General features: G+C 68.0%; 16 protein-coding genes. 11 read left to right on the top strand and 5 right to left on the bottom strand.

Features of this window, described 5'->3' with window-relative positions; translation table 11 throughout:
* Positions 1–4 precede the first annotated feature (4 nt).
* Genes ACTWQA_RS31820 through ACTWQA_RS31795 form a run of 6 tightly spaced genes read left to right on the top strand, consistent with a single transcriptional unit; the run spans position 5 to position 5,556 of the window.
* Entirely contained in the window at positions 5–859 is an 855-nt protein-coding gene (locus tag ACTWQA_RS31820; protein WP_443162710.1) for an SDR family NAD(P)-dependent oxidoreductase, read from the top strand.
* On the top strand, positions 856–2,061 hold the full coding sequence (locus ACTWQA_RS31815; protein ID WP_443162709.1) for a cytochrome P450: 1,206 nt from the start codon (positions 856–858) through the stop codon (positions 2,059–2,061). The genes ACTWQA_RS31820 and ACTWQA_RS31815 overlap by 4 nt, the downstream gene beginning before the upstream one ends.
* On the top strand, positions 2,055–3,122 hold the full coding sequence (locus tag ACTWQA_RS31810) for an FAS1-like dehydratase domain-containing protein (protein ID WP_443162708.1): 1,068 nt from the start codon (positions 2,055–2,057) through the stop codon (positions 3,120–3,122). Before ACTWQA_RS31815 ends, ACTWQA_RS31810 begins: the two co-directional genes overlap by 7 nt.
* 11 nt (positions 3,123–3,133) lie before the next feature.
* Positions 3,134–3,430, top strand: a complete 297-nt coding sequence (locus ACTWQA_RS31805; RefSeq protein ID WP_443162707.1) for a hypothetical protein — start codon at positions 3,134–3,136, stop codon at positions 3,428–3,430.
* A 3-nt stretch (positions 3,431–3,433) separates the two neighbouring features.
* The gene (locus ACTWQA_RS31800; protein WP_443162706.1) at positions 3,434–4,885 is read left to right on the top strand and encodes a class I adenylate-forming enzyme family protein; all 1,452 of its coding nucleotides are present in this window, start codon (positions 3,434–3,436) and stop codon (positions 4,883–4,885) included.
* The gene (locus ACTWQA_RS31795) at positions 4,885–5,556 is read left to right on the top strand and encodes a nitroreductase (protein WP_443162705.1); all 672 of its coding nucleotides are present in this window, start codon (positions 4,885–4,887) and stop codon (positions 5,554–5,556) included. Before ACTWQA_RS31800 ends, ACTWQA_RS31795 begins: the two co-directional genes overlap by 1 nt.
* Here the strand turns inward: ACTWQA_RS31795 and ACTWQA_RS31790 are convergent.
* Genes ACTWQA_RS31790 through ACTWQA_RS31780 form a run of 3 tightly spaced genes read right to left on the bottom strand, consistent with a single transcriptional unit; the run spans position 5,502 to position 11,693 of the window.
* Positions 5,502–6,542, bottom strand: a complete 1,041-nt coding sequence (locus ACTWQA_RS31790; protein WP_443162704.1) for a LacI family DNA-binding transcriptional regulator — start codon at positions 6,540–6,542, stop codon at positions 5,502–5,504. The two genes, ACTWQA_RS31795 and ACTWQA_RS31790, sit on opposite strands and share 55 nt — an antisense overlap.
* A gap of 52 nt (positions 6,543–6,594) precedes the next feature.
* Positions 6,595–9,465, bottom strand: a complete 2,871-nt coding sequence (locus tag ACTWQA_RS31785) for a glycoside hydrolase family 2 TIM barrel-domain containing protein (RefSeq protein WP_443162703.1) — start codon at positions 9,463–9,465, stop codon at positions 6,595–6,597.
* Entirely contained in the window at positions 9,462–11,693 is a 2,232-nt protein-coding gene (locus tag ACTWQA_RS31780; RefSeq protein WP_443162702.1) for a glycoside hydrolase family 3 C-terminal domain-containing protein, read from the bottom strand. The genes ACTWQA_RS31785 and ACTWQA_RS31780 overlap by 4 nt, the downstream gene beginning before the upstream one ends.
* Positions 11,694–11,836: 143 nt before the next feature.
* Between ACTWQA_RS31780 and ACTWQA_RS31775 the strand changes: the two genes are divergently transcribed.
* From ACTWQA_RS31775 to ACTWQA_RS31765, 3 genes are read left to right on the top strand one after another with little or no spacing between them, the layout of a single operon-like run.
* The gene (locus ACTWQA_RS31775) at positions 11,837–12,595 is read left to right on the top strand and encodes an SDR family NAD(P)-dependent oxidoreductase (protein WP_443162701.1); all 759 of its coding nucleotides are present in this window, start codon (positions 11,837–11,839) and stop codon (positions 12,593–12,595) included.
* A 56-nt stretch (positions 12,596–12,651) separates the two neighbouring features.
* Entirely contained in the window at positions 12,652–15,213 is a 2,562-nt protein-coding gene (locus tag ACTWQA_RS31770; protein WP_443162700.1) for a glycoside hydrolase family 3 N-terminal domain-containing protein, read from the top strand.
* Entirely contained in the window at positions 15,210–16,385 is a 1,176-nt protein-coding gene (locus ACTWQA_RS31765; RefSeq protein WP_443162699.1) for a glycoside hydrolase family 1 protein, read from the top strand. The genes ACTWQA_RS31770 and ACTWQA_RS31765 overlap by 4 nt, the downstream gene beginning before the upstream one ends.
* Positions 16,386–16,438: 53 nt before the next feature.
* Here the strand turns inward: ACTWQA_RS31765 and ACTWQA_RS31760 are convergent, their stop codons facing one another.
* Both ACTWQA_RS31760 and ACTWQA_RS31755 read right to left on the bottom strand, forming a co-directional pair.
* Positions 16,439–17,650, bottom strand: a complete 1,212-nt coding sequence (locus tag ACTWQA_RS31760) for an endo-1,4-beta-xylanase (protein WP_443162698.1) — start codon at positions 17,648–17,650, stop codon at positions 16,439–16,441.
* A gap of 183 nt (positions 17,651–17,833) precedes the next feature.
* On the bottom strand, positions 17,834–18,466 hold the full coding sequence (locus ACTWQA_RS31755; protein ID WP_443162697.1) for a TetR/AcrR family transcriptional regulator: 633 nt from the start codon (positions 18,464–18,466) through the stop codon (positions 17,834–17,836).
* A gap of 216 nt (positions 18,467–18,682) precedes the next feature.
* Here ACTWQA_RS31755 and ACTWQA_RS31750 point away from each other — a divergent pair, with 216 nt between their 5' ends.
* Both ACTWQA_RS31750 and ACTWQA_RS31745 read left to right on the top strand, forming a co-directional pair.
* Positions 18,683–20,041 carry an ABC transporter substrate-binding protein gene (locus ACTWQA_RS31750; protein WP_443162696.1) on the top strand — a complete coding sequence of 453 codons (1,359 nt, stop codon included), beginning with the start codon at positions 18,683–18,685 and terminating at the stop codon, positions 20,039–20,041.
* 7 nt (positions 20,042–20,048) lie between these two features.
* Positions 20,049–20,972, top strand: coding sequence for a carbohydrate ABC transporter permease (locus ACTWQA_RS31745; RefSeq protein ID WP_443162695.1), 924 nt, complete (start codon positions 20,049–20,051; stop codon positions 20,970–20,972).
* The last annotated feature ends 18 nt before the right edge of the window (positions 20,973–20,990 follow it).

Genomic DNA, 20,990 nt, shown 5'->3' with positions numbered 1-20,990 from the left:
CGACATGCTCGACTTCACCGGCCGCGTCATCGTCGTGACCGGCGCCGGCCGCGGCATCGGCCGCGCCTATGCCAAGCTGCTCGCGGCGCGGGGCGCCCACGTCGTGGTCAACGACCTGGGCGGCGACGAAGACGGACACGGCCCCTCCAGCGAGGCCGCCGACGCGGTCGTCGCGGAGATCAAGGCGGACAGCGGAAGCGCTATCGCGAGCGCGGAGTCCGTCACGACCGGCGCCGCGGCCATCGTCGCCCTCGCGGTTGAGAGCTTCGGCCGCCTCGACGCGGTCATCAACAACGCGGGCATCTACCGCCTGGGCGATTTCCGCGAGCTGGAGCCCGCGGTCTACCAGGACTTCCTGAACGTGCACTACCTGGGCAGCCTCATGCTCAGCCGGGCGGCCTGGCCGTACCTGATCGACTCGGGCAGCGGCCGGATCGTCAACACGATCTCCGGCGCCATGACCGGCCAGCCGCAGATGCTCCACTACGGCGCGGCCAAGGGGGCCGTCTACGGCCTGACACGGAACCTGGCCCTCGAGGGCGAAGCGCACGGCATCAAGGTCAACGCCGTATCGCCGGGTGCGGGAACGCGCCTGATGGACCTCGCCGCTCCCGCGCTCCCGCCGGGCACGGCCGAGTTCATGCACGAGCACATGCCACCCGAGCTCGTGGCCCCCGTCGGGGCCTACCTGGTCCACCAGGACTGCGAGCTCAACGGCGAGGTGCTCAACGCCGCGGGCGGATACGTCTCGCGCCTGGTCGTGGTCAACACGCCGGGCATCCACGACCCGAAGCTGACACCGGAGACGGTCGCCGAGCGGCTGACTGAGATCACTGACCTGACGGGAGCCAAGCCGTGACAGCCACCTACCCCTTCGGCCCGGTGACGGCCGCGGAGGGCATGGAGATCATCCGGGCCCTCCACGCCGACCGTCCCATGACCCGCCTCACCTTTGAGTACGGTGGCGACGCCTGGGTGATTCACAGCTACGAGGCGTGCCGGCAGATGCTGGAGGACCGGCGCTTCGTCCGCAAACCCTTCCACGACGGGCGCGTTGTGCCGTACGCGATCGAGTTCCCTGAATTCCTCACCAAGACCCTGCAGTTCATGGACCCGCCCGACCACACCCGGCTGCGCAGGCTCGTGGCCAAGGCGTTCACCATGAGGCGGGTCGACAAGCTGCGGCCCTCGACGGAAGCGCTCGCCCATCGGCTCATCGATGAGATGACGGCCGGGCGGACCAGCGCGAACCTGGTCGAGTCATACGCGTTGCCGCTCCCCATTCAGGTCATCGGAGATCTGCTCGGCGTGCCGGACGAGGGCCGGGCGAAGTTCGTCGAATGGAGTCACGCCCTCCTGTCGACCTCGGGGATGGCCGAGGACATCGTGATCGAACACGCAGCGTCGTTGTTTGTGTACCTGTCGGAGCTGATCACTGCGAAGCGAACCGAACCGCAGGACGACCTGCTCAGCGCCTTGGCCGCGGCGCAGGAGGCCGACGACCGGCTCACCGACGGCGAGATCGTCGAGATCGCGATGCTGCTGGTGCTCGGCGGCTTCGACAACACCGCCAACTTCATGGAGCAGGGGGTCCTGTCGTTGCTGCTCAATCCAGAGCAGCGCGCCTACCTTACCGAGGATATCGATGCCAGGATCGGGCCTGCGGTGGAGGAGATCTTGCGGCACGCGGGCATGGCGATGGGCAAGGAGGTCGAGGGCAGGGTCGGGCTGGTGCCGTTCGCCGCCGCCGAGGACGTCGAGCTCGCCGGGGTCATGATCAAGCAGGGCGAGGCCGTCATGGTTGACCTCGGCTCGGCCAACCACGACGAGCGGGTCTTCGACGACGCGGGCCGTTTCGACCTCGCCCGCAAGCACAACCCGCACCTCACCTTCAGTCACGGGCTGCACCGCTGCATCGGTGCCGCACTGGCCACGATGGAGCTGCAGGTCGGCATCGGGGTACTGATCAAGCGGCTGCCCGGCCTCGCCCTGGCTGGGGACCCGGTCTACCTGGAAGGCGTGCTCACCGGCGGCATGACCGACCTCCCGGTGACATGGTGAGGATCACGACGCTCGACGAGTTCGAGAAGGCCTTTCGGGAAGGGCTCGGCGCCCCCCTTCCCGGCAGGCCGTGGCGGGCCGTCAGCGATGAGTGGCTGTGGCGCTTCAGCGAGGGCGCGGGCGACTACAACCCGCGCTTCCGAGAGGTCGTGGCCTCCCCGGCGTTCCTGTTCTCCATCGAGTTCGGGGCCAACGCCGCGATCTGGGGGCACATCCCGCAGGAGAACATCTCCACCAGCGATCTGACCATGCTCTACCTGGGCTCGCGAATTGAGTGGCATCGGCAGATCTGGCCGGGCGACCGGGTGCGAGGGATCGAGACACCGGAGTCGATCAAGCGGGTGACCATGTCGCAGATCGGTGAGGCTTGCGTGTGCACGGGTCGTACCGAGTACTGGAACTCCCGTGGTGAGCAGATCGCCACCATGCACACCGACATGCTGCGCTTCGCCAATCCCGGGCAAGGAGTCAGCTCCACCCGCGAACCCGGCCCGCGAATCGCCCCCGACCCGCTCGTCTGGGAGCGCGTACGGCGCGGCTCCGAGCTCCTCTACCATCAGGACGTCCGCACCGGTGACCCCATGCCGGAACTACCCAGGGGCACCTACACCACCACCGAGCTCTACCTGTTCGCCCACGCCGCGCTCAGCCCGCACCGCTCGCGGTATGTCGAGGCCGGCGCGATCGACCTGGGCGCCGGCGGACGAGCCGACCCCGACTACGCCAGAAGCAACCGAGCCCAGGCCGCCAGCTTCGACTACGGGCCCCAGCGCATCTGCTGGCTCATCCAGGCCGTGACCGATTGGATGGGCGACCACGGCACGCTGCTCCGGCTGGACGCCCGGCTTCGCCGTCCCAACCTCGTCGGAGACACCAACACGGTGCGGGGAGCGGTTTCTCGCATCGACGGCGGGGAGATCCAGGTCGAGCTCGAGAACGTCAATCAGGCCGGAGTGGTCACCGCGACCGGGCTGGCCACCGTACGGCTACCCGCCCGCGGCGCATCGCTCGGCCCGTCCTTCCCCGAGGTGGCCGAGCACCGGCCAGGGCTCTACGGCTGAGGAGGTCGTCCATGAAACTTCATCCGGGTCTACGGCTCCGCAGTGCCGTCTCCGAAGCGGAGATCATCGTCATCCGCGCGCCCGCCGAGGAGGTGGACCTGCGCTGCGGCGGCGTCCCGGTGATCGCCCACGACCAGCTCGCCGCCCCCGGTCCCGGTGACGGGCACGACCTGCTCATCGGCAAGCGCTACAGCGACAACACGGGCGAGCTGGAGGTGCTGGTCACCAAGGCCGGGAGTGGTCAACTGGCGCTCGGTGACGAACCTCTGACCATCAAGGCCGCCAGGGCCCTGCCTTCCTCGGACTGATCAGTGAACATCGTCACCTTCCTGGAGATGGCCGCCAGCGCCGACCCCAGCCGGATCGCCCTCGGCTCGGACGTCACGTATGCCGACCTGTTGGCTTCCACGTCGCAAATGGCCGGACACCTGGCTGACGCGCCGCCCGGCGTGGTCTACGCGACCATGGCGACTGCGGCCCTGCCGGTGGCGCTCTTCGCCGCCGCGTGGACCGGCCGCCCTTTCGTCCCGGTCAGCTACCGCCTGGCCGACGAGCCGCTCAAGGCCTTGCTACGCGGCCAGGCTCCGGCCTTGGTCATCGCCGAGGGACGGCCCGCCGAGGTGGCCGCGACGGTAGACGGGCTGGAGATCCACACCCCCGCGCAGGCCATGGACCTCGCCGGTGCGGCGCCGGAACCCGTCCAGGATCCCGACCTGCCCTGTGTGCTCCTGCACACCAGCGGGACCACCGCCGCTCCCAAGGTCGCCGTGCTACGCCATCGGCACCTGACCTCGTATGTGCTCGGCTCGGTCGACTTCCTGTCCGCCGACCCCGGCGAGGCCACGCTCATCAGCGTGCCGCCGTATCACATCGCCGGCGTCGCAGGCCTGCTCACCGCCTTGTACGCGGGCCGTCGCATCGTCCAGTTGCCGGCCTTCGAGGCGGCCGAGTGGGTACGGCTGGCACGCCAGCAGCGGGTCACCCACGCCATGGTGGTGCCGACGATGCTCGCCCGCATCGTCTCCGTGCTGGAGGAGGACGGCGACGGCCTGCCGTACCTCAGGCACCTGTCCTACGGTGGCGGGCGCATGCCCGCGCCGGTCATCGAGCGGGCCCTTCACCTGCTTCCGCACGTCGGCTTCGTCAACGCCTACGGGCTGACCGAGACGTCCTCGTCGATCGCCGTGCTGGGCCCGGAGGAGCACCGGCAGGCGCTCGCCGCCGACGCCCCGGAGATCCGCCGCCGCCTGCGCTCGGTGGGCAGGCCACTGCCCACCGTTGAGATCGTCGTCCGCGACTCCGACGGCAACGAAGCTGAGCGCGGGGAGCTGTGGGTGCGTGGGGCGCAGGTATCGGGCGAGTACGCGCACGGCACTCTCACGGACACGGACGGCTGGTTCAGGACGCGGGACGGCGGCTGGATCGACGAGGACGGCTACGTGTTCGTGGAGGGGCGTCTGGACGACGTGATCGTCCGAGGAGGCGAGAACCTTTCGCCCGGTGAGATCGAAGACGTGCTGATCCGCCACCCCGGCGTCGCCGAGGCGGCCGTGTGGGGTGTCCCGGACGATCAGTGGGGCGAGGTGGTGGCCGCCGCGGTCGTCCCCTGTCCCGGTGCCGCCCCCAGCGCGGAGGAACTGCGGACCTGGGTGGGCGAGCGGCTGCGGTCCAGCCGCGTCCCCGCGCACATCGTGTTCCGTGCGGCCCTGCCCCGCAACGACATGGGCAAGCTGATGCGCCGGCTGCTCAAGGGCCTGGTCTGATGGAAGCCGAACTCCTGGAAGAGCTCCTTCGGCGGCGGCATAGTTGCCGGGCCTTCCATCCGGAGCAACTGCCGCGAAGCCTGGTCGATCGCATGTTCTCGATCGCGCAGCGGACCGCCTCCTGGTGCAACACTCAGCCGTGGCAGGTCATCGTTACGAGCGGGCTGGCGACGGAGCGGTTGCGCGCGGTGTTGTACGAAGCCGCATCGACCCGCCCCATGCGCTCGGACATACCGCCGCCCAGCGAGTATCGAGGCATCTATCGCCTGCGGCGCAGCGAGTCCGGCCACGGCCTGTACGAGGCGCTGGCCATAGCGCGGACGGACACGGAAGCGCGCGGTAGGCAGGCGCTGGAGAACTTCCGGTTCTTCGGGGCCCCGCACGTTGCCATCGTCACCTCCGACGCGGCTCTCGGGACGTACGGCGTCCTCGACGTCGGTGGCTACATCACGACGCTGACCCTGGCCGCGGAGGCGCTGGGGATCGGTCTGGTGCCGCAGGCGGCGCTGGCGATGCAGTCGCCGGCGATCCGTGCCTTCTTCGACATCCCCGAAGAGCGCGTCATAGTCGCCGGCCTGTCCTTCGGTTACGGCGATCACGGCCAACCAGTGAACGCCTACCGCACCTCGCGGGCCGATGTCTGCGATGCTGTCACCTGGGTGGTCGATTGAGTCGACTCGCGTGGCACGACCCGGGCCTGCAGGTCGGGCCCTTTCTCCGGCGGCGGCTCGTCGCGGGCGGCGCGCAGGGCGAGGTCGGCGAAGTAATGGCCAAGCCCGACGTTGTCGATGCTCACGCTCGATAGGGACGGGTAGAGCATGCCCGCCAGCGGAGTGTCGTCGTGTCCGATGACGGCCAGATCCGAGGGAACCGCCAGACCGGCTCGGAGCGCAGCCGACATGACCATCGCGGCAAGATCGTCGTTGAAGGTGGCGACGGCAGTCACGCCTTCGTGCTGCCATTTCCGGACGGCCCGCGCCGCGCTGCCGTCGCGGTGATCGACCGATCGGACGTCGAGGAGATCCAGCCCGAGCCGTTCCGCGGCCTGCTGCGCCGCTGACACCCGGCCCTGCGACAGCAGGCTGAACCGCTTGTCTCCGCTCGCCGCGAAACCGATTCGTCGATGGCCCTGTTCGTGGAGGTATTCGATCTGCAGCCGGGTGCCCGCGGTGAGGGCGGGCGAGGCCAGGAAGGAGCGGTTCTGCCGGGGCGAGGGCAGGATCTTGGTGATGCCGCTCGCTTTCATGGAGGCGCGTTCGGCCGCGGTGATGGGCGTCCAGGCGATGATGACGTCGGGGCTGAGCAGTTCCCACAGGGGTCGGGCGTGGCCGCTGTCGTGGCGGGTGTGGGTCACCAGGGAGTAGCCGGCCTCGTCGAGCACGCGGGTGGCGGTGTCCAGGTGCTGACGCAGGGAGTACTCCATGGGCCAGTCGGGCAGCAGCAGCAGGACGATCATGCTGCGGCCGCTGGCGAGCGCCTGCGCTGACCGATGCGGCCGGTAACCCAGGCGCTCGGCCTCAGCGAGGACCCGTTCGCGGGTGGCGGCCGAGATGGTTTGCCCCGGGGTGTTGTTGAGTACGTATCCCACGGTGGCGCGGGACACCCCGAGAGAGCGGGCGACGTCCTCTGCGGTGACCCGCCTTGTTCGCTCCGGCACGTAGCTTCCCTCCGGGGTGGTACGGCTTGCACGCGCAAGCCGTACCACTATCTCACGGGTTGGCGAGCGTCAGCCGCCACTGCCAGGTGTACTCACGCTGGCTGTGACGATACGCGGGCAGGGTGTCTGGCCCCAAGAGGGCGGTGCCGACGCCGCGCTGTGCGATGTCGAGGTGGACGACGGTCTTACGGGTCGGCGGGAGCTTCCACCAATGCGTCGCCGCCTCCAGTTCCTCCACCGTGTGGCGGCTGACAGTCATGTGCAGCGGAACGGCGTGCTGGGTGCGCACGGTTCCGGCGGGCCCGGACAGCACGAGCTCAGTGACCTCGCCGCGGCCGCCGTTCTCCTGTGGTTTCAGGTACGGCACGGCGAGGTCGTCGATGTCACTCTCCCAGGCGCCGAGCAGGGCCGAGGCCCGCCGGTCGGGATAGTTCTCCCACGGGCCCAGCCCGACCCAGCGGGCCCGGTCGAAGCCGTCGACGAGTTCGAACTCCATGCCCACGCGCAGGACCTCGATGTTGTCGTGAGGGAGAGTGACCCGCTCGTCGAGCACGTAGTCACCCTCGCCCACCTGGGTGACGCTCCGGGTGTGGACGACTTCGTCGCCATAGGCTGTCGCGTAGCGGTCGGCGTCCACCGGGGTGAGCCGGAAGAACCCGGAGCGGACGAACCGGTTATCCAAGGCATGGGACTGGTCGTTGTCGGTCAAGGCCCGCCACAGGCACAGCCGCGGCGCATGGCGCAGCAGCGGATGGCGCAGCTCAGCTTTCGTGCCGTTACGGGGCAATGGTGGTGGTGTGCGGGGGAAGGTGATCTGGTGCGCGGCGATCTCCGTCCCGGCCGGGGCCCACAGCGCGTCCCGGCGGGTGTGGAGACTCGCCGTGAGCGCCAGAGCGCCGTCGAGCAAAGCTCGGATGGAGCCGGGAAGGTCGATCGTGGCCTCCTCACCCGCAGCCACCGCCCGTGCCGGGAGAGTGACCGAGCTGCCCGGTCCGGCTTCTGTTTCCACCCGCACCTGCAGCTCGTAGGCGCTGAGGTCGGCGAAGGTCTGCCGGTTGCGGATCCGCAGCGCTTCGCCGTCCCTGGCCACCCGGATCGGGCTGAACAGGCCGCGGGCTTCGTACAACGCCGGTTTGGGCGTCAGGTCGGCGAAGACCACGCCGTTGAGGAGCGTGGTGCCATCGTTGGGCTCGTCGCCGAAGTCGCCGCCGTAGCGATGGCGGCCGTCGCCATCGGGGTCGAGCGCGTGGTCCTTGAACTCCCAGATGAAGCCGCCCTGCAGACCGGGTAGGTTCTCGAACAACTCCCAGTAGTGATGCAGGCCGCCGGTTGAGTTGCCCTGCGAGTAGCCGTACTCGCAGAGGATGACCGGCCGGTCGGCCCGCGGGTCGGCCGAGAAAGCCTCGAGCGCCTCGAACGAAGGGTACATCGGGCACACCAGGTCGGTCGCCGCGTGCCCGGCGTGCCAGTCGTGGGCGATGGCGCCCTCGTAGTGCAGCGGCCGGGTCGGGTCCACGCGGCGTATCCAGGCAGCCGCGGCGTCGTGGTTGGGGCCGTAACCCGTCTCGTTGCCGAGCGACCAGATGATCACCGACGGGTGGTTGCGGTCGCGCAGGACCATCCGGGAGACTCGCTCGACGAATTCGGGCAGGTAGCGCGGGTCGTGGGGAAGTGTGGTGATGAAGGCGTGACCCTCGATGTCGGCCTCGTCGACCACGTAGAAGCCGATCTCGTCGCACAGATCCAGGAAGACTGGATCGTTGGGGTAGTGCGAGGTGCGGATCGCGTTGACGTTGAACCGCTTGAGCAAGGATAGCTCGGTCAGCATTTGCTCGCGGGAGACGATCCGCCCGGTCCGGGGGTTCACGTCGTGCCGGTTGACGCCCTGGATGAGCACGCGCTCGCCGTTGACCAGCAGGTCGCGGCCCTCGATCCGGATTCGCCGGAAGCCGACGCGGAACCGGGCCGCATCCACGACTTCCCCCTCCGGGGAGACCAGCTCGACCAGCAGGTCCTCCAGATGCGGCGTCTCCGCCGTCCAGGGAGCCACGTCGAGCGATTTCAGCGAGAACGCCGCGGTCCCCGCCTTCGCCGGTTGGGCCTTGATGAGGTCGACGATGGGCCTGAGTTCTTCGGGGACGGGTCCACCTGCCGAGTCCACGCTGGGCAGGTCCAGCAGCCCGTCGGGGATGCCGAGGGGTTCGGGACGGATGGAACGGTCGGCCAACGGCACTGGGAACGCGGGTTGGACGACCCGCGGTGCGATCGGGCAGGTCTCCGTCCGGCCCAGCACTCCGATGCGTGCCGACCACCCGACCTCGTGGAGGTGATCCAGACCGGCGGTCGCGACCGTCACATGCAGGTTGCCGCGACCGGCCGCGTAGTCGGCGACCACGGCCACATCGACCAGGCGCACGTCGGGGACGGTGTAGAGGAACACCGACCGGGTCAGACCGGACTGCCACCAGTGGTCCTGGTCTTCCAGGTAGGTGGCCGCCGACCACTTGGCGATCACGAGCTCGATCGCGTTGACGCCCGCGGTCACCGCCTCGGTGATGTCGAACTCGGCCGCCAGGTGCGAGTCCGTGCTGGTCCCGATGGCATGGCCGTTGACGGTGACGCTCAGGTGGCCCTCGGCCGCGCCTACGTGCAGGATCGTCCGACGCCCCGGCTGCGGCGCAAGCTCCACGGTCCGCCGGTACTGGCCGGTCGGGTTGTGCGAGGGGACGACGGGAGGCACCTCCTCGAACGGCATCGCGACGTTCAGGTAGTGCGGCGGGTCGTGCTTCTCCCGCATCGTCCACAGGTCCGGCACCTGGACGGGCTTCCAGTCCTGCTCGTGCGGCAGGAGCCGGAAGTCCCACGTTCCGTCGAGGACGATCTCGGGAGCGCGGCGCAGCGCGCTCATGGGCAGGCGGTTCATGCGACCCTGCTGGCGCGGATCAGGTCATCGAGGAAATCGGCCGGGAAGGTGTCTCCGGTGAAGGCGATGAGCTTGCTCATCGGCAGCGCCGCCGCCATTCTCAGGCCGTCAGGGTGTTGCGCGGCCAAGGCGGCCTCCTCTTCTGTCATGTCCTGGATGCGCTCGTTCATCTTCCTGAGCAGCGCCGGCCCCGCGATGGGGTGGTCGAGCCAGTCACCCACGGTTGACTCCAGGGTCAGCGGTGTGAGGCCCTTGTCACCGGTCAGGGTGATCACGGATTCGCTCAGCACGTGGTGGGCGTCGGCGCCGATCTGGATGCGGTAGTCGCCGGGAGCGACCACCCATCGGGACTGTGTGATGTCGTAGTACGCGAACGCCCGGCGGTCGAGCTCGAAGCCGACTGTGCGGGACTCGCCGGGCTCCAGCGTGATCTTGGTGAAGGCACGCAGCTCACGGGCCGGGCGGCGGACCTTGCCCGTTGATGTGGCGACGTAGACCTGCACGACGTGCTTGCCCGCACGGCTGCCGGTGTTGGTCACCGTGACCCTCACTCTCGCGGTGTCGTCGCCGGTCGCCGTCGCCGTTAGGTCGCCGGTCGCGAACGTGGTGTAGGACAGGCCGTGGCCGAACGGGTAGCGAACCGCCCGATCTACGCTGGTGTAGTAGCGGTAGCCGACCATGACGCCTTCGCCGTAGCGGACATGGCCCGCCTCGCCGGGGAAGTTCAGATAGCTCGGGTTGTCCTGCAGGCGCAGCGGAATGGTCTCCGCCAGCCGGCCGGACGGGTTGACCACGCCGAACAACACGTCCGCGAGCGCCCCGCCGCCTGCCTGACCGAGCAGCCCGCCGTCCAGGATGGCGTCCACGTCGTCGTGCCAGCCTTCCAGCGACACCACGCCGCCGTGCGACAACACCACGACCGTGCGGGGCGCCGCCTGGGCCACCGCGCGGATCAGTTCGATCTGTACATCGGGCAGCTCCAGGCTCTCCCGGTCATAGCCTTCCGACTCCTGGTGGTCGCCCAGCCCGGCGAAGACCACCGCCACCTCGGCCGAAGAGGCGATCGAGACGGCCTCGGCTCGCAACGCGGCGGCGTCACCTGAGCCGTCGGTGGTGAAGCCCACGGCGTGGGCCACGGGACCAGCGGCGAGTGTGATGATCGCGTCCAGCGCCGTGTCGATGCGCGTAGGGTTGACGCGCGAGCTGCCGCCGCCTTGGAAACGCGGCGCTGCTCCGATCACCGCCAGCCGGGTCTCCCCATCCAGCGGAAGTACCTCGGCGTCGTTCTTCAGCAACACCACGCACTCGGCCGCCAGCTTCCGCGCCAGCGCATGGCCGCCGTCCACGTCCAGGTCGCCTGTGGCCGGCGCCACCCGCTCGGCCAGCTCGACGATCCGCGCCACGGCCGCGTCCACCAACGCCTCGTCCAGCTCACCGGTCCGCACTGCGGCCACGATCCGGGCGGCGTTCGCTCCGCCGTCACCCGGCATCTCCAGGTCCAGGCCCGCCGCGAGCGCGGCGACACGGTCGTGCACCGCTCCCCAGTCCGAGATCACGGTGCCGGTGAAGCCCCATTCCTCACGCAGCACCTCGGTGAGCAGCCACCGGTTCTGCGCCGCATACACCCCGTTGACCTTGTTGTAGGCGGCCATCACCGTCGCCGGCCGGGCTTCGGTCACGACCCGCTCGAAGGCCGGCAGGTAGATCTCCCTCAGCGTCCGCTCGTCGATGTCGGCGCTGACCCTGGTCCGCTCGGTTTCCTGGTTGTTGGCCGCGAAGTGCTTGACCGACGCGCCCGGTCCCTGCTCCTGCAGGGCACGCACGTGAGCAGCGCCGAGCACGCCGGACAGCAGCGGGTCCTCCGAGTAATACTCGAAGTTGCGCCCGCACAGCGGTGAGCGCTTGATGTTGACCCCTGGCCCCAGCACCACGTGCACGCCCAGCGTCCTGGCCTCACGGCCGAGCGCGGCGCCGACCTGGGCGGCAACCTCCGGATCCCAGCTCGCGCCGACCGCGACGGCCGGCGGGAAGCATGTGGACGGCGTGCTGCCGTAGATGTCGGCGGTGTCGCCGCGATCCTCCAAGTAGCGCAGTCCGTGCGGCCCGTCGTAGAGCATGACCGCCAGGAGCCCGGCCTCGGGCAGGGGGTGCGTCGACCACATGTCCGCCCCGGAGAGCAGGGAGGCCTTCTGCTCCAGAGACAGGGAGCCGATATCGATCGAGGGCATGGATCCTTCCCAACTGACGGACGCGGGTGGGGGCCTCACTGTAGGCAAGGTAACTTTCGCGCGCAAGTACTTGTGCGCGAAAGTGATGCTGGTTAGCGTACCGACAAGCTTGCGCGCGAAAGTAGCTCTGGAGGCGATATTCCATGGAACGGCTCATCGACCGACGCATCGTGATCACCGGTGCCGGCTCCGGCATCGGCCGGGCTACCGCCCTGAGGCTCCTGGCCGAGGGCGCTCGCGTGGTCGCCACCGACGTCTCCGAGGAAGGGCTGGCGGAGACCGCGTCCCTGGCAGCCACCGACCGGCTCACCGTTGCCACCGTGGACGTCGCCGACGAGGCGTCGGTCGAGGGCGTGGTGCGCACGGCCGCCGCCGATCTGGGCGGCCTGGACGCCCTGGTGAACGCGGCGGGCATCTTGCGGGGCGCGCACACCCACGAGTGCTCGCTGGAGCTGTGGAACCGCATCATCGCCGTCAACCTGACCGGCACCTTCCTGATGACGCGCGCGGCTCTGCCGTACCTCCTGGAGACCGGCCGGGGAGTGGTGGTCAACTTCAGCTCCACCGCCGCCTTCTTCGCCCACCCGTCGATGGCCGCGTACGCGGCCAGCAAGGGCGGCGTCGCCTCCTTCACCCACAGCATCGCCCTGGAGTACGGCAAGCAGGGGCTGCGAGCGGTGAACATCGTGCCGGGCGGGATCAGCAGCGGCATCACCGACAACATCGGCAGGCTCATGCCAGCGGACACTGACTGGTCACTGTTCGGCAAGCTCACCCCGGCATTGCCGGGCGGGATACCCGGACCGGAGAAGATCGCCGGTGTGGTGGCGATGCTGGTCTCGGACGACGGCTCGTTCATCACCGGCACCGAGATCCGCATCGACGGCGGCGCTCACCAGTAGAGATGAAAAGGCAGATGGAGAATTACCGAGACGCATCCCTCCCGGCGGAGGAGCGAGTGCGTGACCTGTTGAGCCGGATGACTCTCGAGGAGAAGGCCGCCCAGACGCAGGCGCCCTTCGGATCGGCCGTCGATGTGCACACTCCGCCCCGGGCTGGGTGGGGCAACGCCACGGCAGGCATATGCACACTCGGGCTCCCACCCCGCGAGGCGGTGCACAGGGCCAACGAGCTGCAACGCAAGCACGTCGAAGACACCAGGTTGGGCATCCCGGTCCTGCTCGCGGAGGAGGCCCTGATCGGCTTCAAGGTCCGTGACGCGACGACCTTCCCCGACGCGATCGCCCAGGCGGCCACGTGGGATCCCGGGCTGATCGAGGAGATGGCCAGGACGATCGGGACGCAGATGGCCCGGCTCGGGGTACGGCAGGCGTTGTCGCCGCTCGCCGACGTCGCCCGCGACCCGCGATGGGGCCGCATCGAGGAGACGTACGGCGAGGAGCCGTACCTGGTCGGCACCATGGCGACCGCCTTCGTGCGCGGACTTCAGAACGCCGACGCGCGCGTTCCCCTCATCGCCACGCTCAAGCACTTCCTCGGCTACAGCGCGAGCGACGGCGGCCGGAACACCGAACCGGCGCAGCTCGGCCCGCGAGAGCTGCGCGAGATCCACGGGCTGCCCTTCGAGATGGCGATCCGCGCGGGCGGCGCGCGAGGCGTGATGCCCTCCTACAACGCCATCGACGGGGTTCCGGTCTCGGGATCGAAGGCCTACCTGACCGGTCTGCTGCGCGAGGACCTCGGCTTCGACGGTCTGGTGATCTCCGATCTCGCTGCGGTGGGACAGCTGCACACCAAGCACGGAGTCGCCGAGGACGAGGTTCACGCGCTGGCCCAGGCGCTGCGCGCCGGAGTCGATCTGAACCTCGACAACAAGGTGTCGGCCGAGCAGATCGTCGAAGGCGTGCGAGCGGGCGTCATCGACGAGGCCGACCTGGATCGAGCCGTCTCGCGCGTGCTGCTCGCCAAGTTCCGCCTCGGCCTGTTCGAGAACCCCTACGCCGACCCGGACCTGGTGCCCGAGACCTTCGACTCCGATCAGGAGCGGGCGCTCGCGCGCAGGATCGCGGAGAAGTCCGTCATTCTGCTGAGGAACGAGCCGGTCGGCGATACGTCTCTGCTCCCGCTCAGCCCTTCGCTGCGGACGATCGCCGTGATCGGTCCGAACGCGGACCGTCTGATGGGTCAGCTCGGGAACTACAGCTACCAGGTTCTCGACAGCATGACCACGCGGTTCCACCTGGCCGCCGACCCGCAGGCGCGTCCCGAGGACGTCGAGGACCTCGCCGGCAAGGGCAGCCCCGACGATGCCAGGGTGATGGTCGAGTCGGTGCCGGTCGTGACCTTCCTGGAGGGCATCAGACGGCGCGCCGGGGACGACGTGACCGTGCTGTACGAGCCCGGCTGTCCGGTCGCCACCGACGACCGTTCCGGTTTCGACGCTGCGATCCGTGCGGCGAGCCACGCGGAGGTGGCCGTGGTCGTCGTCGGCGACCAGTCGGGCATCAACGGCTACGGCACGGTCGGCGAGGGTCTGGACAGCACCGAGTGCGCTCTTCCCGGCGTGCAGCGTGAACTGGTCGAGGCCGTCGTGGCCACCGGGACGCCGACGATCGTTGTCCTCAGCCACGGCCGGCCGTACGTGCTGGGGTGGATGGCCGACTCCGTGCCCGCGATCGTGAGCTCGTTCTTCGGCGGGGAGGAGGCAGGCAACGCGGTAGCGTCCGTCTTGTTCGGAGACGTGAACCCGGCGGGCCGCCTGCCGATCGCGATGCTGCGTTCCGCCGGGGCGGCTCCGGTGCCCTACTGGCGGACGCTGCAGCAGCCCACGTATATCGACGGCTCGATCGGCGCGGTGTTCCCCTTCGGGCACGGGCTCAGCTACACCCGGTTCGACTACCGCGACCTGGAGATCGACACCCTGGAGGTGCCGACGGACGGCGTGGTGCGCCTGTCATTCACCGTGGCCAACGTCGGCGATCGGGCGGGCGACGAGGTCGCCCAGGTGTACGGACGTGACGTCATCGCGCGTACGGCACGGCGCGGGCGCCAGTTGCTCGCCTTCCGCCGCCTTCACCTCGAGCCCGGAGCCGCGGCTCGGGTGACGGTCGAGGTCCCCGCGAGCATGTTCGCGCTCTGGGACGTGGACGAGGGATGGGTGGTGGAGCCCGGACTGATCAAGTTCTTCGTCGGCGGTTCCTCGGCCGCCATCCAGCTGCGTGGCGAGGCCACGCTCACCGGGAAGCACCACTTCCCCGGCCCGGACCGTCCGTTGACCAGCACTGTCACCGTCGGCGCGGCCGCATCCGAAGGGCCCGCGTCACGGCAGAGGCGGGAGCTGGGCCCCGTCGCGCCGATCACGCAAGACAACACCGTCCGTGAATGGCTTGACCACCCCGTGGGAGGAGCGCTGCTCCGGGAAGCGCTCGGAGGCCTTGACGAGGAAGTGCTCGCCCCAGCCTTCGACCTCACCCTGCGGCAGATGGTCGCCTACAGCGGCGGCCGGTTCCCATTGTCGCTGCTCGACGAACTGCTCGCGAAGACTGGAGACTCCGCGTGACCCGCTCATTCCCCGACGGCTTCCTCTGGGGGGCCGCGACCTCCGCCCACCAGGTCGAGGGCAACAACGTCAACAACGACCAGTGGCATTTCGAGCTCGCCACGGCGGAGTACGGCGTGCAGTTCAGCGGCGACGCGGTGGACAGCTACCACCGCTACGAGGAGGCCATGCGACTCCTGGCCGAAGCGGGTTGCAACACCTACCGGTTCAGCTTGGAGTGGTCGCGCATCGAGCCGAGCCCGGGCAGGTTCTCGCGGGCGGCGCTCGCCCACTACCGCCGCATGATTGACACAGCGGTACAGCTGGGCCTCACGCCGGTGGTCACCCTGCACCACTTCACGCACCCAATCTGGCTGGGCGAACACGGCGAGGCCTGGCTCGGAGAGGGTGCGGTCGATGCGTTCGCCCGCTACGTGGAGCAGACGTGCACGATCCTCGACGGCGTCGAGTGGGTCTGCACCATCAACGAGCCGAACGTCCTGGCGCTCAACCAGGGCCAGCTGCGCCGTATCGCTCGGGGAGAGGAGTACCAGTTCGTGGGGGCGCTGCCCGACCCCGAGATCGGCGCGGCCCTGATCGCTGCGCATCGCGCGGCGGCGCCGCTGGTACGGCAGGCCACGGGCGCGAAGGTCGGCTGGACCGTCGCCAACCAGGCACTCGTCCCGACTCCCGGCGCGGAGGCGAAATACGCAGAGATTCAGCACATCTGGGAGGACATGTACCTCGAGCCTGCTCGCGACGACGACTTCGTGGGCGTGCAGTCGTACACCAGCCAGCCCGTCGACGAGAAGGGCGTCGTCCCGCATCCGCCCCACCCGGACAACACCCTCATGGGCTGGGCCTACCGGCCGGACGCCCTGGGCATCGCCGTACGCCACACCCGCGATGTCGTGGGGAGCGTCCCAATCCTCGTCTCCGAGAACGGCATCGCCACTGCCGACGATCAGAGGCGCGTCGCCTACACCGAGGAGGCTCTGAACCACCTGCGCGACGCCATGGATGACGGGATCGACGTCCGCGGTTACCTGCACTGGAGCCTGCTGGACAATTTCGAGTGGGGGCGGTGGGAACCCACCTTCGGGCTCATCGCCGTCGACCGGGAGACCTTCGAACGCCGGCCGAAGCCGAGCCTCACGTGGCTCGGGGGCATCGCCCGCGCCAACGCGATCTGAAGGGGGTGGAGCCACCGGACCCGGTGGCTCCACCAGTTCGAGGCTGACCGTCCTCAGTTCGGCAGCTGATTCCACTGAAGCTTGAGGTCCTTCTTGGTCAGCCTGGAAGCGTCGGCGGCGTCGATGGCGCCGGCGGTGATGAGCGCTTGCGTAACTTCCTGGAGGGACCCGGAAGCTCCCTGGGTCGAGCCGCAGGCGTGCAGCGCCACCGCGGCCCAGGTGGCGTAGAAGGCCGGCTTCGGGTGGTAGTTGTCGTCGAACATCAGCGGCTTGGCGCCCGGGAGCCAGGTGAAGGCGTACTTGTCGGTGAAGCCCCAGAAGCTGATGTCGCGGATCCCGGCTGCGAGAGCCTCGGAGACGACGCTCCAGTAGATCTGCGCCTGGTCCGCATCGTGACTCGGACCGGGATTCAGGTGAACGTCCATCTCGGTGATGGCAACCTCGATTCCGAGCGCCTTGTACGAGTTGACGATTTCGGTGATCACGCCGGGCTCGGGCGCGGACAGGGTCAGATGCGTTTCGAGGCCCACGCCGTGAATGGGCACGCCTCTGGCGACCAGATCGGAGACGAGCGCATAAAGCTCTTGACGCTTCGCCGGGTAATATTCCACGAGCGATTCATTAATGAACAGCTTGGCGTTGGGATCCGCGGCGTGCGCGATCTGGAATACCTGGGCCAGATAGTCGGGGCCGAGGACCCGGTAGAAGTAGTTCTGCGCGAGCCCGGTTCCGCCGAAGGTGGAAAATACCTCGGTGGCCACGTCCCACCGGTCCATCTTCCCCGCGTATCGAGTCATGATTGCCTGGAAGTGCGCGGTGATGGCGGCGCGCAGCTGGTTCGGGTCCTGGATCTGCTCCAGCCAGGCCGGATTGCAGCAGCCGGAGATGAGGCCGTGACCCTTCACCGCCATGTCGTGCTCCTCCGCGAAGTCGACGAGTCGGTCAAGCTTCGAGAAGTCGAAGGCGCCTTGCTGTGGCTGGACGAAGGACCACTTGAGTTCGTTCTCGGGTGACAGGCTGTTGAACTGCTGTGGGAGCACCCGTGCGAACTGCGGGTCATCGAGATAGGCGGGGTTGACCGCCCCGGAGCCGATGAGAACTCCCGCTCCGGTGGCCTTCTCACGCAGGCTGAGGCCTGCTGCGTTCGCCGGCGTTGCTGGCATGTAGGCCGTGGCGATGAGCGCGAGCGTTGCGGCGATTACGAACGTTCTGAACTTTTGGATCCCGCGACACCTATTGTCGTCGCTTAATTGATGGCGGTCCACTGGATTTTCCTCCGGTCCTGTGATCTTTGAAAGAGGCACAAGCCTTGGCTAATCCCCGATTTAGTCGCACATCGAAACAAGGGCTATTTCTGCTGTCAATAGGCGAATTGCTTGTGAAATAGACATGCCAAAAAAGGAGGTGCGTCGCACTTGTGAAGTAGTCGAACTCCTAAATGTCTTTGCTCACGTCTCGTGTGGCAGTGCCTCGGGAACCGTCGACTCGAAGAAAGTGCGCATGCCCCGCACCATGTCGGTGGACGGATCGATGAGCCACTGCAACTGGAGCCCGTCCCATGCGCCGATGAGGAATCCGCTCAGCACCTCGGGGTCACGCGTGGTGTTGATGCGGCCCTGCTTCTGGTCGAAGGCGAACGCCTCGGCGAGGGAGGCTCTCTTGGTGCGGTATCTGTTGACGAACCACTCGTGGGCGGGATGTTCGGGAGCGGAGGACTCGGCGGCCAGAATCGCCAGGAGCCTGAGCAGCTCCGGTCGTTCGAGGTTGGACCGCACGCGATCCATGGTGGCCAGGACGATCCCGCGCTTCTCACAGTCCGCCTCGAAGTCGAAGGGGGCGAACCCCGTTCCCACGGTCTTGTCCGCCCGTTCCAGCACCGCTTCGAGAAGCTCGTACTTGGTGCCGAAGTGATGAACGATGCTGGTCAAGCTCAGATTGAGCTGCCGTGAGATGTCGCGCAACGAGCCGCCGCGATACCCGTGAGTGGCGAACACGGTTGTTGCTGCTTCGAGGATCTCCTGCCAGCGTTGCGCCGACTTGGCATACGGCCCTCGAATGCGGGCGGGTTTCGCCGGGGTCACAGAAGAGACCATAGCGCGGCTGCCGTTGCGTCCTGATGCGGTGGGCTTGTCATCGGGTTCTCCGTGGTGGTGGGCGCGTGGTTACACCGAGTTGATCTCAAGGAAAACTGACCCGAACGAAAATGTAGCATGTGTTCGGGTTTGGTTGTACTGTCACCTCAATCCGCCCCCGGGCTCCTCGGAAGGGCCCGGATCGCACGTGGCCAGGAGGTCGACATGACCAGATCTGAACCGCTCAGCAGGCGCCGGCTGCTCGCAGGTGCGGCAGCAATCGCGGGTGTGCCCCTGCTCAGCGGATGCAACGCAGGCCCGTCCAGCAAGTCGTCAAGCGGCGGAAGCGCGCCTGGCGCGGGCACGGTGACCCTCACCGTGATGTTCGGTGCCGAGGACCTCTCCAAGGAGCAGATCGCCGACTTCGAGGCGAAGAATCCCGGCATCAAGATCCAGCTCTTGGAGTACGACCTCGCCCGCCTCAACGCGATGCTCGCCTCCGGCAACCCGCCCGACATCACGATCAGCGCCGCTGTCGGCAGCGCGAACACCAACGCCCGCGGTCTGGCGACCGACCTGACCCCATATCTGGACAAGAGCCAGGTGCTGAAGAAGGACGATCTGCAGCCCGTCAACGAGAGCTTCCGCTGGGACGGCACCAAGATCGGCCAGGGGCCGTACTACGGCATCGTCAAGGACTGGAGCCAGGACGCCACCCTCTGGTACAACACCGCCCTGTTCGACAAGGCGAAGGTGCCCTACCTGAGCGATACCGAGCCCACGACCTACGACGAGCTGCTGGCCATCGCCAAGCGGCTGACGGTCAAGGACGGCGGCAAGACCCTCGTGTTCGGCCTCGGACTCGAGTGGGCGTGGAGCCTGATCAGCCCCATCGCCACGATGGTCCTCCAGCAAGGCGCCCAGCTGTTCAACGAGGACCTGACCGAGATCGACTTCACCACGCCCGCCGCGCGCCGCGCCATCCAGTGGTACGTCGATTTCGGCGAGGCCGGGGTCGGTCCCACCTCGCTGAACCCGCTGCCGGACGGCTCGGACATGTCCACCTTCAGTGCCAAGCGGATGGCGATCACGCAGGACGGCTACTGGTTCGGCGGCAACTTCGTCGACAACAAGGAGATCAACGGCAGCATCCGGATGGCGCCCGCCCCGATCATGGGGGACAAGCGGGTCAGCCCCAGCTACTCCGGCCAGGGAGCGTGGATTCCGGCGGAGGCCAAGCACAAGGACGAGGCCTGGAAGCTGATGGAGTACTTCCTGGCGGGCCCGCCCGCCGAGAAACGAGCCACGAGCGGGTGGGGAATCCCGGGGCTGAAGTCCCTTGCCTCGAAGCTGCCGCAGGACCTGCCGTACCAGAAGCAGGCCTACACCGTCGCCCAGAACGAGCTCCAGTACGCGGTCCCTTTGCCGGAATCCCCGTACGTCACGACCGACGCGTGCAACGTCGCGCTGGACAAGCAGCTGCAGCGCGCGATCAAGAAGGAGCAGACCGTCGACGCCGCATGCGCGGCGGCTACTGCCGAGATCAACAAGTTGCTGAAGCAGGGCAAAGAGCAGATCGGCTGAGACCGGGATGGCACAACGTAACTGGTCCCGCTACCCGCGGCGAACCTTCTACCTGTTCGTCAGCCCTTGGGTGACGGGCTTCCTCCTCCTGACCGCCGCACCGCTGGTGTTCGCGTTCGCCACGAGCCTGACCAACTTCGACGGCAGCTCGCCGCGTTGGCGCTGGGTCGGCTTGCGCAACTACGTCGAGCTGTTCGGCGACGAATACGCCTGGGTGGCTCTGCTCAGGACGATCGGCTACACCGCGATAGTGGTGCCGCTGAGCGTCGCCGGTTCGCTCGGCCTGGCCGTGCTGCTCAACCGCAGGCTGAAGGCGGTGGGGCTCTGGCGCACAGTCTTCTACCTGCCATCGGTCGTGCCGGTCGTCGCGACGGCCATCATGTGGAAACTCGTCCTGAACCGCGACGCGGGCATCCTCAACGCCATCCTCGAAGTCGCCGGGCTTGACGCGATCACCTGGCTGGTCGACCCGATGGCCTTCTACGCGCTCATCGTCCTGACCCTGTGGGGTCTCGGCGGTGGCATGGTCATCATGCTCGCTGCTCTACAGGGCGTCCCCAAAGAACTCGAGGATGCGGCCCGGGTGGACGGTGCCGGGCGCTGGAAGGCGTTCCGCCACGTGACGGTACCCATGATCTCGCCGGTGCTGTACTTCCAGGTTGTCACCGGCATCATCGCCACCCTCCAGATCGTCGTCCAACCGTTGCTGCTGGCCGAGACCAACAGCATCTCGATTGTCGGTCAGGTACCGCAGAGCACACACCTGTACATGGTGCAGGTGTGGGAGGAGTTCTTCCTCAACAACCGCTTCGGCTACGGCTCGGCGATGTTGTGGGTCTTCTTCGTCATCATTCTCACCTTCACCCTGCTGGTACAGCGGTCGAGCCGCTGGTGGGTCCACTACGAGGTCAACAGCGATGCAGACCGTTAGCAGCCGCCCCGTTCACGC

Origin of the sequence: Nonomuraea sp. 10N515B (assembly GCF_052245915.1) — a bacterium.
In the GTDB taxonomy this organism is placed as follows: domain Bacteria; phylum Actinomycetota; class Actinomycetes; order Streptosporangiales; family Streptosporangiaceae; genus Nonomuraea.
Note: the sequence above shows the minus strand (reverse complement) of the source record. Positions and strands in the feature narration are given on the sequence as shown.

What these genes read in the sequence shown, in the direction of transcription:
- ACTWQA_RS31810 (WP_443162708.1), top strand. Translation starts at nt 2,055, where the DNA reads ATGGTGAGGATCACGACGCTCGACGAGTTCGAGAAGGCCTTTCGGGAA.
- ACTWQA_RS31795 (WP_443162705.1), top strand. Translation starts at nt 4,885, where the DNA reads ATGGAAGCCGAACTCCTGGAAGAGCTCCTTCGGCGGCGGCATAGTTGC.
- ACTWQA_RS31775 (WP_443162701.1), top strand. Translation starts at nt 11,837, where the DNA reads ATGGAACGGCTCATCGACCGACGCATCGTGATCACCGGTGCCGGCTCC.
- ACTWQA_RS31805 (WP_443162707.1), top strand. Translation starts at nt 3,134, where the DNA reads ATGAAACTTCATCCGGGTCTACGGCTCCGCAGTGCCGTCTCCGAAGCG.
- ACTWQA_RS31780 (WP_443162702.1), bottom strand. Translation starts at nt 11,693, where the DNA reads ATGCCCTCGATCGATATCGGCTCCCTGTCTCTGGAGCAGAAGGCCTCC.
- ACTWQA_RS31820 (WP_443162710.1), top strand. Translation starts at nt 5, where the DNA reads ATGCTCGACTTCACCGGCCGCGTCATCGTCGTGACCGGCGCCGGCCGC.
- ACTWQA_RS31745 (WP_443162695.1), top strand. Translation starts at nt 20,049, where the DNA reads ATGGCACAACGTAACTGGTCCCGCTACCCGCGGCGAACCTTCTACCTG.
- ACTWQA_RS31785 (WP_443162703.1), bottom strand. Translation starts at nt 9,465, where the DNA reads ATGAACCGCCTGCCCATGAGCGCGCTGCGCCGCGCTCCCGAGATCGTC.
- ACTWQA_RS31750 (WP_443162696.1), top strand. Translation starts at nt 18,683, where the DNA reads ATGACCAGATCTGAACCGCTCAGCAGGCGCCGGCTGCTCGCAGGTGCG.